The organism is Acidovorax sp. 100, from assembly GCF_003688355.1.
Taxonomy (GTDB): domain Bacteria; phylum Pseudomonadota; class Gammaproteobacteria; order Burkholderiales; family Burkholderiaceae_C; genus Acidovorax; species Acidovorax delafieldii.
Genome location: NZ_REFD01000001.1, coordinates 2,140,250 through 2,152,856 on the forward strand (window position 1 = coordinate 2,140,250; position 12,607 = coordinate 2,152,856).

The following is a 12,607-nucleotide window of genomic DNA, read 5'->3' on the forward strand; positions in this document are numbered from 1 at the left end:
CCTGATTGAGTGAAGCATGGATTTTCTGCTGATCGCGCTGCTGACCCTGCTCAACGGCGTGTTCGCGATGTCCGAGCTGGCGCTGGCGTCAAGTCGCAGGTCGCGGCTGACCGCCATGGCCGAGGCGGGTGACAAGGGCGCACAGGCCGCTCTGGCGCTGCTTGAGAACCCCACGCAGTTTTTGTCCTCGGTGCAAGTGGGCATCACCTCCATTGGCATGCTCAACGGGATCCTCGGAGAGGCTGCTTTCAGCGATGACCTGGGGCTGTGGCTTCAGCAGCTCGGGATGCCTGTGCGGGCCGCCAGCATCACCGCCACCGCGCTGGTGGTAACCGTCATCACTTTCGTCACCATCGTGTTTGGCGAACTGGTGCCCAAACGCATCGGACAGCTCTATCCCGAGGCGGTGTCCCGCCTGGTGGCGCGACCCATGGCCTGGGTGGCCCGGGTGGCCAAGCCTTTTGTGCGCCTGTTGTCGCTCTCCACCCAAGGAGTGCTGCGCCTGGTGCAGGTGGACAACACAGCAGGGCGTTCGGTCACGGAAGAAGAAATCGTTGCCAGCCTGGAAGAAGGGCGCGAGGCCGGTGTGATCGAGCACCATGAGCACCAGATGGTGCAAAACGTCTTTCGCCTGGATGATCGGCCATTGACTTCGCTGATGGTGCCGCGCAGTGATGTGGGCTGGCTCGATGCAGGGTGGTCGGTATTGCAGGGCTTGCAGCAGGCGGGCCGTGGCGGTGAGCATGCCGCGCATTCGTGGTACCCCGTGTGTCGCAACTCTCTGGACGAGGTGGTGGGTATTGTGAGCGTGGCCCGGTTGCTGGAGCTGGGGCCTAGTGCGCCCGGCACGCTGGAACAGTATGTGAAGCCCGCCGCCTTTTTGCCCGAGACCTTGAGCGGCATGGAGCTGCTGGAGCAGTTTCGAGCGCGCTCGGGGCGCATGGTGTTTGTGGTGGACGAATATGGCGTGGTGCAGGGCATCATGACCCCGCACGATCTGCTCGAAGCCATTACCGGTGAATTGCAGCCCGGCGCTGCCGCCGATGCCTGGGCTACCCCGCGTGATGATGGCGCATGGCTGCTGGATGGGCTGATGCCTGTGTCCGAACTCAAGGCGCGCCTGGATATTCGAGATCTGCCGCAGGAAGACCGTGGGCGGTATAACACCCTGGCGGGGTTTTTGATGGCAGAAACGGGGCATTTACCTGCCGTAGGCGAACAGATTGTGTGCGTGGGCTGGATATTCGAGGTGCTGGCCCTGGAGGGAAAACGCATTGACCGCGTATTGGCACTGCCTGACGGCGCACTTTGAAGCCTTTGTGGCTTCTTGGACCACCGTCTGTCCAGGTGCTGAATATGCCAGGCAGTATTTTTGTGGTTTCTTAATGCAAAATCTTTACCCCGGCGTGTGCTTGCAGCGGTTATCCATATAATAGTGCTGTCACCAACCCCATTTTCTTATTCAGACACCATGACCAGCTACAAAGAACTTTTGAAGCAGCGTGAAGCGCTTGAGCAACAAATCAGCGAAGCCCGTCGCCGAGAATTGTCGGACGCTGTTTCCCAAGTGCGCGCCTTGGTGGCCGAATATGGTCTGACCGCGCAGGATGTGTTCCCTGCGGGCAAGGCCGCAGGGAAAACCGGCCGCAGCTCTACCGCAGGCACCAAAGTGGCCCCCAAATACCGCGACCCGGCGACTGGCCAGACATGGACCGGCCGTGGCAAGGCGCCCAAGTGGATTCAGAACGAAAACCGCGAAAAGTTCGCCATCTGAGAACCGGCATTCGCTGCACTCAAAAAAATAGCCCGCAACTGCGGGCTATTTTTTTGGGTGGCCTGGCATGGGGCGCCGAACTACCCAGCCTGGCCCAGCATCTGGAGCCTTCATACCTCGCTGGCGGCACAAAATCTGCGCCCTGCATTCACTGGGTGGATACCGCAAAATCACGCTATCCCAACCAGCCACTGCCCACGGAACCCAAAAATTCGGTCTGCGTGTTGTGGTTCAAACCACCCCAGGCGATCAGTCCGCAGCATATTGCTGCGCCATCTCCCGCAGTACCTGGGCAGTAAATGCGTCGGCCGGGAAAAACGATTCCACCGCCAGCTCCTGCAGCGTCACATCCACTGGCGTGCCGAATATCGTCGTGGTGCTGATGAGCGACAGCATGCCGTGCATGCTATTGAAACAAAACGGCATCACCACACCCAGCATTTCTCCCGCCATGACGAGTGGTGTGGATTCATCGGGCGCGGGGTATTCCAGCAGTTCGGCCTGCAGGGCCAGCAATGCCGGGTCCCCCGTGGCATGAATTTGCTGGCGCAGGCGCTCAAAGAGGTGGTGGCGCCATTGCGCCAGATTGGCGATGCGTGACGCCAGGCCGTCGGGGTGCAGGCTCAGGCGGAACACGTTGATGGGGGGCACGAGCAGTTCAGGGCTCACGTGCGCGGCCAGCAAGGCCTGCGCTGCGCGGTTGGCAGCCACCACGTTCCAGCAGCGGTCGAGTGCGATGGCGGGGCAGGGCTCATGGCCCTTGAGCACCAGCTCGACGGCTTGGCGCGCTGCGGTCAGTGCCGGGTCGTCCAGCGCGCGTTCTCGGTACATGGGGGCGTAGCCGGCTGCCACCAGCAGTGCGTTGCGTTCGCGCAGTGGGATGGCCAGGCGCTCGCACAGGCGCAGCACCATGTCACGGCTGGGATTGGTGCGGCCGGTTTCCATGAAGCTCACGTGCCGCGTGGAGATGTCTGCCTCGTCGGCCAGCTCCAGCTGACTCAGGTGCCGCTGCTGGCGCCAGGTGCGCAGGTGGTCGCCAAAACTGGCAGGCCCCGCCGCTGCGCTGCGGTGCGGCAGCGGATGGCGCGGGGTGCGGCGAGAGGGGGTGGAGGGTGCGGACGTCATGCCTCGCATCCTAGGCCCAACCAGGCCGCAGGCCATTACCTGCCATGTCATCGACGCCATGCACCGCAGCGGCAACGATGCAGTCTTCTTCAACCCCCAAGGAGCTTGCCATGTTGAACCTGTTGTCTTCCCCCTCCCTTTTGCGTGCCGTGGTCTGGTTCGATGCGTCCACCGGGCTGCTGCTGGGCGCCTTGCATCTGCTGTTGACGGCGTCGCTGGCCGAATGGCTGGGGCTGCCGCACGGACTGCTGGTGGTGTCCGGCGTTTTGCTGCTGGGCTACGCAGCACTGGCCACCCGCATAGCCCGCGCGCGCACCATGCCGCGCGGAGGGCTGTGGGCGCTGATCGCTGCCAACTTTGGATGGGCGTTGGCCAGCCTGGTGCTGCTGCTCGGTAACGCCGTGGCACCCACGTTGCTGGGTCAGGCGTACCTGGTGGCGCACGTGGTCTCGGTGGCGCTCATTGCGGAGCTGCAGTGGATGGGTGTGCGCCGCTTGCCTGCATGGGCTGCTGCTTAGTTCTTTTGTGCTATATATTTGATAGCTATTGAGGCATAAGGATGTAGCGCTTGGGCGGTTTTTTCGCAAAAATGGTGAAAAGAGCGTCGTATGAGCCTCTGCGCCAGGGCGGCGGGGCACAGCGGCATACCCCCAACGATTGCGCCGTCATGGGGGACTGCCAGAATAGACGCTGTTGCCTTATCAAGGAGTTCGCCATGGCCTCATCGTCCAAGCCGCTAGCCAAACCGTCGTCCCGACCCGCACGCCACGCCTTTGCCAACACGCTCAAGGGCTTCAAAACGGCGTCGGGCAAGGAGGGCAAGTTCTACTCTCTGCCCGCGCTGGCCAAGCAGTTTCCGCAGATCCAGCGTCTGCCGGTGTCGATCCGCATCGTGCTCGAATCGGTGCTGCGCAATTGTGACGGCCGCAAGGTGACGGCCGAGCATGTGCAACAGCTTGCGCACTGGGCGCCCAATGCCGCGCGCACCGACGAGATCCCTTTTGTCGTCTCGCGCGTGGTGCTGCAGGACTTCACCGGTGTGCCTTTGCTGGCCGACCTGGCCGCCATGCGCAGCGTGGCCGCCAAGCTGGGCAAGAACCCCAAGAAGATCGAGCCCCTGGTGCCGGTGGACCTGGTGGTGGACCACTCGATCATGGTCGACCACTACGGCAAGAAGAATTCGCTCGACCTGAACATGAAGCTCGAATTCCAGCGCAACAAAGAGCGCTACGAGTTCATGAAGTGGGGCATGCAGGCCTTTGACACCTTTGGTGTGGTGCCCCCGGGCTTTGGCATCGTGCACCAGGTCAACCTCGAATACCTGGCGCGCGGCGTGCACAAGCGCAAGGATGGCGTCTACTACCCCGACACCCTGGTGGGCACCGACAGCCACACCACCATGATCAACGGCATCGGCGTGGTGGGCTGGGGCGTGGGCGGCATCGAGGCCGAGGCCGCCATGCTGGGCCAGCCGGTGTACTTCCTCACGCCCGATGTGGTGGGCTTTGAGATGACCGGCCAACTGCGCGAGGGCGTGACCGCCACCGACCTGGTGCTCACGGTGACCGAGCTGCTGCGCCAGCACAAGGTGGTGGGCAAGTTCGTGGAGTTTTTTGGCGAAGGCACGCGCACCCTGGCGCTGCCCGACCGCGCCACCATCGGCAACATGGCGCCGGAGTACGGCGCCACCATGGGCTTCTTCCCGGTGGACGAAAAGACGATTGACTACTTCAAGGGCACGGGCCGCACCAAGGGCGAGATCGAAGCCTTCGAGGCCTACTTCAAGGCCCAGGGCCTGTTCGGTGTGCCGCTGGCCGGTGAGGTGGACTATTCGCAGGTCGTCAAGCTCGACCTCGGCAGCGTCACCCCCAGCCTGGCGGGCCCCAAGCGCCCGCAAGACCGCATCGAGCTGGGCAAGGTCAGCAGCCAGTTCGCTGAGCTGTTCAGCAAGCCCAACGCGCAAAACGGCTTCAACCGCCCGGCAGAGCTGCTGCACACGCGCCATCACATCCACCGCCATGGCGAAGCTGCCGCCGAAGAGGCTACGCCAGACGGCAAGCCCACGCCGGCCGGCGCACCGCGCTCGGTGGTCGAGATGGAGGCCAACAAACCCGCACTGGCCACTGCGCACGGCGAGGCCCGCGCAGCCACGCTGCCCGCCAAGGGGGCTGACCCCACAGTGGGCAATGGCGACGTGCTGATTGCCGCCATCACCAGCTGCACCAACACCAGCAACCCCAGCGTGCTGCTGGCTGCAGGCCTCTTGGCCAAGAAAGCGGTGGAGGCAGGCCTCAAGGTGCAGCCGCACATCAAGACCTCGCTGGCCCCCGGCTCGCGCATCGTCACCGAATACCTCACGCAGACCGGGCTGCTGCCGTACCTGGAAAAGCTGGGCTTTGCGCTGGCGGGCTATGGCTGCACCACCTGCATCGGCAACGCGGGCGACCTCACCCCGGAATTGAACGAGGTCATCACCAGCAACGATCTGGTCTGCGCAGCCGTGCTGTCGGGCAACCGCAATTTCGAGGCGCGCATCCATCCCAACCTCAAGGCGAACTTTCTGGCCAGCCCGCCACTGGTGGTGGCGTATGCCATCGCGGGCACGGTGCTCAAAGACCTGATGACCGAACCCGTGGGCAAGGGCAAGGGTGGCAAGGACATCTACCTGGGCGACATCTGGCCCACCAGCGATGAAGTCCACGCCCTGCTCAAGTTCGCCATGAACGGCAAGGCCTTCCGCGAGAACTATTCCAAGGTGGCGACCGACCCCGGAAAGCTGTGGGAGAAGATCAAGGGCGTGAGCGGCACGGCCTACACCTGGCCCGCCAGCACATACATTGCCGAGCCGCCGTTTTTTGCCCAGTTCGCACTCGACAAAGGCGCTGCGGCCGCGTCGGCGGTGCATGGCGCGCGCATCATGGCGCTGTTCGGCGACTCCATCACCACCGACCACATCTCGCCCGCAGGCTCCATCAAGGAAAGCTCACCCGCAGGCCAGTGGCTGCTGCAGCATGGCGTGCAAAAGGCAGACTTCAACAGCTACGGCGCCCGCCGGGGCAACCATGACGTGATGATGCGCGGCACCTTTGCCAATGTGCGCATCAAGAACCTGATGATTCCGCCCACCGCCGATGGCTCGCGTGAAGAGGGCGGCGTCACGTTGTTCCAGAACGATGGTCCGCTGCAGGGCGAGAAGATGTTCATCTTCGATGCCGCCATGCAGTACATGGCGCAGGGCACGCCCACCGTGATTTTTGCGGGCGAAGAGTACGGCACCGGCTCCAGCCGCGACTGGGCCGCCAAGGGCACGCAACTGCTCGGCATCAAGGCGGTGGTGGCGCGCAGCTTTGAGCGCATTCACCGCTCCAACCTCGTGGGCATGGGCGTGTTGCCGCTGCAGTTCAAGGCGGGCGATTCTTGGGAAACGCTGGGCCTGACGGGCAATGAGGTGATTGATGTGGTGCCTGATGCCGCACTCACGCCACAGAGCGATGCGAGGCTGGTCATTCACCGTGCCGATGGCACGCGCCAGGAAGTGACGGTGACCCTGCGCATCGACACCCCCATTGAGGTGGACTACTACCAGGCCGGTGGCATCTTGCCGTTTGTGCTGCGCCAGCTGCTGGAGGGTTGAAGGCCCGCTGCATCCTTCTTCCTTGCCGCATTGCACTCTGCGCTGATGCGTGCACGCAACGCCTGGGCGCAGCGCCGTCCAGGGTTGTCTTGGACGGGGCTTCGGCCCCGTTTTTCATGGTGCGAGCGCTCTGGTCATTTCCTTACGCGTAGATACACTTGTGACGTTGTGCGGCCATTTCGCTGGCACTGCCATTCACCCCTTCGTCCATGCCACCTCCCAACAGCTCTCCGACAGCGCGCATGCCCTGGTCGGATGCGCCCGCCATCACAGTGGTGCTGGTGGTGGCAGTGCTGGCGCTGGTCGTGGTGCCGCTGGCGCAGATGCTGGGGGATGGGGCGGGCGCCCAGCACGGTCTGGAACCGTTGCTGGAGCTGGTGGCGGTGCTGCTGGGACTGCTGGTGGTGTCGGTGTCCCTGCACGCCCTGGAGGCGCAGGAGCAGGCGCGCGCCAATGTCCTGGTGGTGGGTTTTGGCGTAGCGGCGGCCTGCAATTTTCTTCACGGGGTGCTGGTGCACTCCGGCCCTGTGCACATGCCGCCGGGCAGTGCCGACATGTCGTTGTGGCTGAGCAGTTGGGCGCGTGTGGCCGAGGCCCTGACCTTGGGGCTCACCGCCACGCGCTTGTCGGCCCCCGGGCCGGCCCGCGCCTGGCTGGCAGCGGCGGGGGGTGTCACGCTGGTGCTGGCAGGGTCGTCGCTGGGGCCGCTGCCCCACTGGTTTGCCCATGCTGCAGACGGTGCCTTGCGCCAGGTGGTGGCCGTGGGGCTCGCCCTGGCCCTGGCCGCCAGCGCCGTGGTGTTGCATCGCCGCAGCCGCAGCGAAGAGGCACCGCGTGAACGCCTGTTTGCCTGGGCGGCCGGAGCGTTCGTGTGCGGCGAGGTCACGGTGGGCGCGCTGGGCGGGCATTCGATGCTGGGTGGAGTGCTGTCCCATGGCTTTCGGGTGGTGGCGTATGCGCTGCTGTACCAGGCGGTGTTTGATGCAGGCATCCGCCGCCCGTTCGCACGCATCCAGGAGGCCGAGAGCCGGTTGCGCGAGAGCGAGGGGCGTCTGTCATTGCTGGGGCGCAACCTGCCGCACAGCGTGTTGTTCCAGATCGTGCGCGAGCTGGATGGCCGGGTGCATTTTGTGCACATGGGCGACGCCATCGAACGGCTGAATGGGGTACGCGTCGAAGACGTGCTGCAGGACCCACGCGTGCTGTACCGCCAGATCCTCCCGGAAGACATAGATCGCCTGCGGCAGGCAGAGCGCCAGTCCTACCTGTCCATGACCAGTCTGGAGGCGGTGTTTCGGCTGCGACGCACCGACGGCCAGGTGCGCTGGATGCACCTGAGTTCGTCGCCACGCCGACTGCAGGATGGCCGGGTGTTGTGGGACGGCGTGCAGACCGACATCACCGCCCACCACCAGGCCGAAGAGGCCGCCCACGCCCAGCAGGCTCGGATGGCCAACACGCTGCGCCATGTGCCGGGTGGTGTGTCGCGGATTGATCGGGACTTGCGCGTGCTGTACGTCAATGAACAGCAGGCACGCTGGCTGTACACCACGCCCCAGGAGCTGGAAGGGCAGCTGCTGCAGGATGTGATCCCGCCCGAAGTGTTCGCGCGCATCCACCCGCATCTTGAAAAAGCCTTTGCGGGCGAGACAGCGGTGTTTGAAAACCGCATTGACGGCCCCGACGGCACACAGTTTCGCCACACCACCATTGCGCCCGAAAGCGTGACGGAGCAGGGGGTGGCTGCCGTGGTGCTGTTCGCCTACGATTTGACCGCCCTCAAGCGCATCGAACAGGAACTCGCCCAGCAGAAGGCGCATCTGGCCAGCGTGGTCAACGCCATGCCGGACATGGTGTTCATGAAAGACACCAACGGGGTGTACCTGTCGGTCAACCCGGTGTTCGAGCGTTTTGCCGGCCGTCCGGAGAACCAGATCGTGGGCTGCAGCGACTTTGACCTGGTAGCGCCTGCCGACGCAGAGCGCTTTCGCAAGTACGACCAGCGCGCCATGCAGGCCTGGCAGCCGCTGGTGTATGAGGAGACGCTCACCTTCGCCGAAGACGGCTACCAGGGCCAGTTCGAGACCATCAAGACGCCCATCCGCGACCTGCATGGGCGCGTGACAGGCATCCTGGGCGTGTGCCGCGACATCACAGACCGCAAACGCGCCGAACAGGAGATCGAACGCCTGGCGTTCTACGACGCGCTCACGGGTCTGCCCAACCGCCGGCTGCTGCTGGACCGCCTGCAACGCTCCATCGCCGCCTGCCAGCGCACCAGGAACCTCGGGGCCCTGCTGTTCATCGACCTCGATAACTTCAAAGACCTCAACGACACCCTGGGCCACGACATGGGCGACCAGCTCCTGGCCCAGGTCGCCGCCCGCCTGGTGGGCAGCGTGCGCGAAGCCGACACCGTGGCCCGCTTCGGCGGAGACGAATTCGTTGTCATGCTCGAAGCCCTGGCCCCCGACCTGCAAAACGCCGCCACCCAGGCAGAAACCGTTGCCGAAAAACTCCTGGCCAGCCTGAACCAGCCCTTTGACCTGGACGGCGCCCAGCACTACAGCACCCCCAGCATCGGCATCACCCTCTTTGGCGACGAACGCCTCACCGTGGACGAACTCCTCAAGCGCGCCGACCTGGCCATGTACCAGGCCAAAGCCGCAGGACGCAACACCCAGCGCTTCTTCGACCCCGACATGCAGGCGGCCGTCAACGCCCGCTCCAACCTCGAAGCCGACCTGCGCCAGGGCCTGGCCCGGGGCGAATTGCTCGTGCACTACCAGCCCGTCGTGGACCACCACGCCCGTCTGCTGGGCGCAGAAGCCCTGGTGCGCTGGCGCCACCCCCAGCGCGGCATGATCAGCCCCGGCGACTTCATCCCCCTGGCAGAACAGACCGGCCTCATCCTCCCCCTGGGCCAATACGTGCTCCAGACCGCCTGCGAACAACTGCAGCGCTGGAGCCAGCACCCAGACACCGCCCACCTGTCCATCTCCGTCAACGTCAGCGCCCGCCAATTCCGGCAACCCGGCTTCGTGGCCGAAGTGCTGCAAACCTTGAAGAACCACAACGCAGACCCCCGGCAACTCAAGCTCGAACTCACCGAAAGCCTGCTGCTGGGCGACATCGAAGACACCATCGCGCGCATGGTGCAGCTCAAGAGCGAAGGCGTGGGGTTTGCGCTCGATGACTTTGGCACCGGCTACTCGTCCCTGTCCTACCTCAAGCGCCTGCCGCTGGACCAGGTGAAGATCGACCAGAGCTTCGTGCGGGACGTGCTGACGGACCCGAACGACGCGGCGATCGTGCGGACCATCCTGGCGCTGGCCAAGAGCCTGGATTTGGAGGTGGTGGCGGAGGGGGTGGAGACGACGGGGCAGCTGTCGTTCCTGAGGCTGCACGGGTGCGAGGGGTTCCAGGGGTATCTGTTTGGAAGGCCTGGGCCCGTCGAGTTGTTCGAGCGTGAGCATCTGCCGGGCCATTGGGCCCCCTCGCTGCCGACCGCTCTGCCCGCACCGCAGGAGCCGCAGCCATGAACGGTGTGGGCATCCTGTGGGTGGACATTGATACCCAGCATGCGGCGGCCGCGCGGCGGCTCATGGCAACGCGTTACCCCGACTGGCGGGTGGTCAACAGCCCCACGCCAGAAACCGCCAAGGCTCCCCTCGCAAGCCAGGCCTGGGATGCCGTGGTGCTGTGCCTCAAGCCCACCGACCAGGAACTGCCCGGCCTGCTGGAGCTGTGCGCTGGCCGCCCTGTGCTGATGTGCATCGATGCAGCGCAAGAGGCCCTGGCTGCGCGCGCCTTTCGCTGCGGGCTGGGCGACTATGTGCTGCGCGAGGCCGATGGCGTAGCGCACCTGAGCGAGCTGCTCAACCGCCTGGTGGCGCTGGTGCAAGGCGCCAAGGGGCAGGGCCAGCCCGTGCGCATGGTGGATGCTCGCATCTGGCAAGAGGCTCTGACCATGCTGCAGGAGCAGCGCTCGGCCCTGCAGGCCACGCTGGCCAGCATGAGCCAGGGCATCTTCAAGACCGGGCCCGATGGCCGCATCACCGTCTACAACGAGCGCGTGCTGGAGCTGCTGAACTTGCCCGAGTCGCTGATGGCCACCCGCCCCACGCTGGCTGACCTGACGCGCGTGCAGGCCGAGCGCGGTGACTTTGGCGAGGGCTATAGCCTGGTGGACCGTCGCGGACACGACTACGTGGCACAGGGTGCTGTCGCTGCTGCCCCGGCGCTGTACTGGCGCACCACACGCGATGGCCGTACGTTCGAGGTCCGCACCACCACGCTGGCCGATGGCAGCCTGGTGCGTACGTTTGCCGATGTGAGCGACTACGTGCGTGTGGAGAACGAGCTGCGCGAGAGCGAGGCGCGCTTTCGGTCCCTGAGCGACCTGTCGTCCGACTGGTACTGGGAGCACGATGCCGAGGGCCGCTTTGTGCAACTGGCGGGCGATCTGAGCGTGAACGGCATCCCGCTGTCGGACGTGATGGGGCGCACGCGCTGGGAGATCGGCGCCCTGAATATGACCGATGCCGACTGGGCTGCGCACCGCGCGGTGCTGGCCGCGCACCAGCCGTTCCGTGACCTGGAGCTGCAACGCCGGCGAGCGGACGGCAGCATGCACTGGATCTCGGTCAGCGGCGTGCCTGTGTTTGATGCCAATGGCGCGCTGCGTGGCTACCGGGGTGTGGGCCGCGACATCACCGAACGCAAGCAGGTCGAGAGCCAGATCGAACGCCTGGCGTTCTATGACTCGCTGACCGGTCTGCCCAACCGCCGCTTGCTGGTGGACCGGCTGCAACACGCCACGCTGGCGGTTGCGCGCTCCGACACCCAGGGCGCGCTGCTGTTCATTGACCTCGACAACTTCAAGGACCTCAACGACACGCTGGGCCATGACACCGGCGACCAATTGCTGCTGCAGGTGGCGCAGCGCCTGAAGGGCTGCGTTCGGGAGTCCGACACCGTGGCCCGTTTTGGTGGCGACGAGTTCGTGGTGCTGGTGGAGGGCCTCAGCCCCGACCCCGCCCACGCAAGCGCCGAGGCTGCGCTGGTGGCCAGCCACATCATCACCACGCTGGGCAAGCCCTATGCGCTGGGCGATGCCAGCCACCACAGCACACCCAGCATAGGCATCGCGCTGTTTGGCCAGCAGACCGTGAGCGTAGATGAGCTGCTCAAACATGCCGACCTGGCCATGTACCAGGCCAAGGCGGCGGGGCGCAACACCCAGCGCTTCTTCGACCCCGACATGCAAGCGGCCGTGAGCAACCGCTCGGCCCTGGAGGCCGACCTGCGCCGCGGCCTGCAAGACAAGGAGCTGGTGCTGTACTACCAGCCGGTGGTGGACGGCAAGGGCCGCCTGCAGGGCGCCGAGGCCCTGGTGCGCTGGCGCCACCCACGACGGGGCATGGTCTCACCCGCCGAATTCATACCGCTGGCGGAGCAGACCGGACTCATCCTGCCGTTGGGGCAATGGGTGATGGAGACGGCCTGTGCACAGCTGGTGGCTTGGCAGCGCAGCTCGCTCACGCGACAGTTCTTCCTGTCGGTGAACGTGAGCGTGCGGCAGTTCCGCCAGCCCGACTTTGTGGAGCAAGTGCTGGGCGTGCTCGATGCCACGGGCGCCAACCCGGAGCGCCTCAAGCTCGAACTCACCGAGAGCCTCTTGATGGCCGATGTCGAAGATGTGATTGCGCGCATGGAGCATCTGCGCCGCTATGGCGTAGGCTTCTCGCTGGACGACTTTGGCACCGGCTATTCCAGCCTGAGCTACCTCAAGCGCTTGCCGCTCGACCAGCTCAAGATCGACCAGGGCTTTGTGCGCGACCTGCAGACCGATCCCAACGACGCCGCCATTGTGCGCACCATCCTGGCCCTGGCCGACAGCCTGGACCTGGCGGTGGTGGCTGAGGGCGTGGAGACCACGGGCCAGCTGGAGTTCTTGCAGCGCTACGGCTGCAAGGCCTTTCAGGGCTACCTGTTTGGCCGGCCCATGCCCGCCGAAGTGCTGGAGCGTGCGCTACGGCCTGCGCTATGACCTGCGCTAAGGCAAAGGTCCG

At 65.0% G+C, this 12,607-nt stretch carries 7 protein-coding genes; 6 read left to right on the forward strand and 1 reads right to left on the reverse strand.

Annotated features, from left to right (window positions below):
* Nucleotides 1–16: 16 nt before the first annotated feature.
* Nucleotides 17–1,312, forward strand: coding sequence for a hemolysin family protein (locus tag C8C96_RS09940; protein ID WP_121942207.1), 1,296 nt, complete (start codon nt 17–19; stop codon nt 1,310–1,312).
* Between the two features lie 159 nt (nt 1,313–1,471).
* Complete coding sequence (locus C8C96_RS09945; protein ID WP_056058651.1) at nt 1,472–1,774, forward strand: H-NS histone family protein; 303 nt, start codon at nt 1,472–1,474, stop codon at nt 1,772–1,774.
* 249 nt (nt 1,775–2,023) lie between these two features.
* Here C8C96_RS09945 and C8C96_RS09950 read toward each other — a convergent pair whose 3' ends face one another.
* Entirely contained in the window at nt 2,024–2,899 is an 876-nt protein-coding gene (locus tag C8C96_RS09950; protein WP_121942208.1) for a helix-turn-helix domain-containing protein, read from the reverse strand.
* 110 nt (nt 2,900–3,009) lie between these two features.
* Here C8C96_RS09950 and C8C96_RS09955 point away from each other — a divergent pair, with 110 nt between their 5' ends.
* The 4 genes from C8C96_RS09955 (at nt 3,010) to C8C96_RS09970 (ending at nt 12,585) form a co-directional block, all read left to right on the forward strand.
* Nucleotides 3,010–3,417 (forward strand): hypothetical protein, encoded by a 408-nt coding sequence (locus tag C8C96_RS09955; protein WP_121942209.1) that lies wholly within the window; start codon nt 3,010–3,012, stop codon nt 3,415–3,417.
* Between the two features lie 197 nt (nt 3,418–3,614).
* Entirely contained in the window at nt 3,615–6,533 is a 2,919-nt protein-coding gene (locus C8C96_RS09960; protein ID WP_121942210.1) for an aconitate hydratase, read from the forward strand.
* Nucleotides 6,534–6,742: 209 nt separating this feature from the next.
* Nucleotides 6,743–10,075 (forward strand): EAL domain-containing protein, encoded by a 3,333-nt coding sequence (locus C8C96_RS09965; protein ID WP_233584205.1) that lies wholly within the window; start codon nt 6,743–6,745, stop codon nt 10,073–10,075.
* A complete protein-coding gene (locus tag C8C96_RS09970; protein WP_099730986.1) occupies nt 10,072–12,585 on the forward strand; it encodes a bifunctional diguanylate cyclase/phosphodiesterase in 2,514 nt (837 codons plus the stop codon). Before C8C96_RS09965 ends, C8C96_RS09970 begins: the two co-directional genes overlap by 4 nt.
* Nucleotides 12,586–12,607 lie beyond the last annotated feature (22 nt).

Bases quoted from the DNA above. Each gene is read 5' to 3' on its own strand.
- C8C96_RS09970 (WP_099730986.1), top strand. From the start codon at position 10,072: ATGAACGGTGTGGGCATCCTGTGGGTGGACATTGATACCCAGCATGCG.
- C8C96_RS09950 (WP_121942208.1), bottom strand. From the start codon at position 2,899: ATGACGTCCGCACCCTCCACCCCCTCTCGCCGCACCCCGCGCCATCCG.
- C8C96_RS09960 (WP_121942210.1), top strand. From the start codon at position 3,615: ATGGCCTCATCGTCCAAGCCGCTAGCCAAACCGTCGTCCCGACCCGCA.
- C8C96_RS09945 (WP_056058651.1), top strand. From the start codon at position 1,472: ATGACCAGCTACAAAGAACTTTTGAAGCAGCGTGAAGCGCTTGAGCAA.
- C8C96_RS09940 (WP_121942207.1), top strand. From the start codon at position 17: ATGGATTTTCTGCTGATCGCGCTGCTGACCCTGCTCAACGGCGTGTTC.
- C8C96_RS09955 (WP_121942209.1), top strand. From the start codon at position 3,010: ATGTTGAACCTGTTGTCTTCCCCCTCCCTTTTGCGTGCCGTGGTCTGG.
- C8C96_RS09965 (WP_233584205.1), top strand. From the start codon at position 6,743: ATGCCACCTCCCAACAGCTCTCCGACAGCGCGCATGCCCTGGTCGGAT.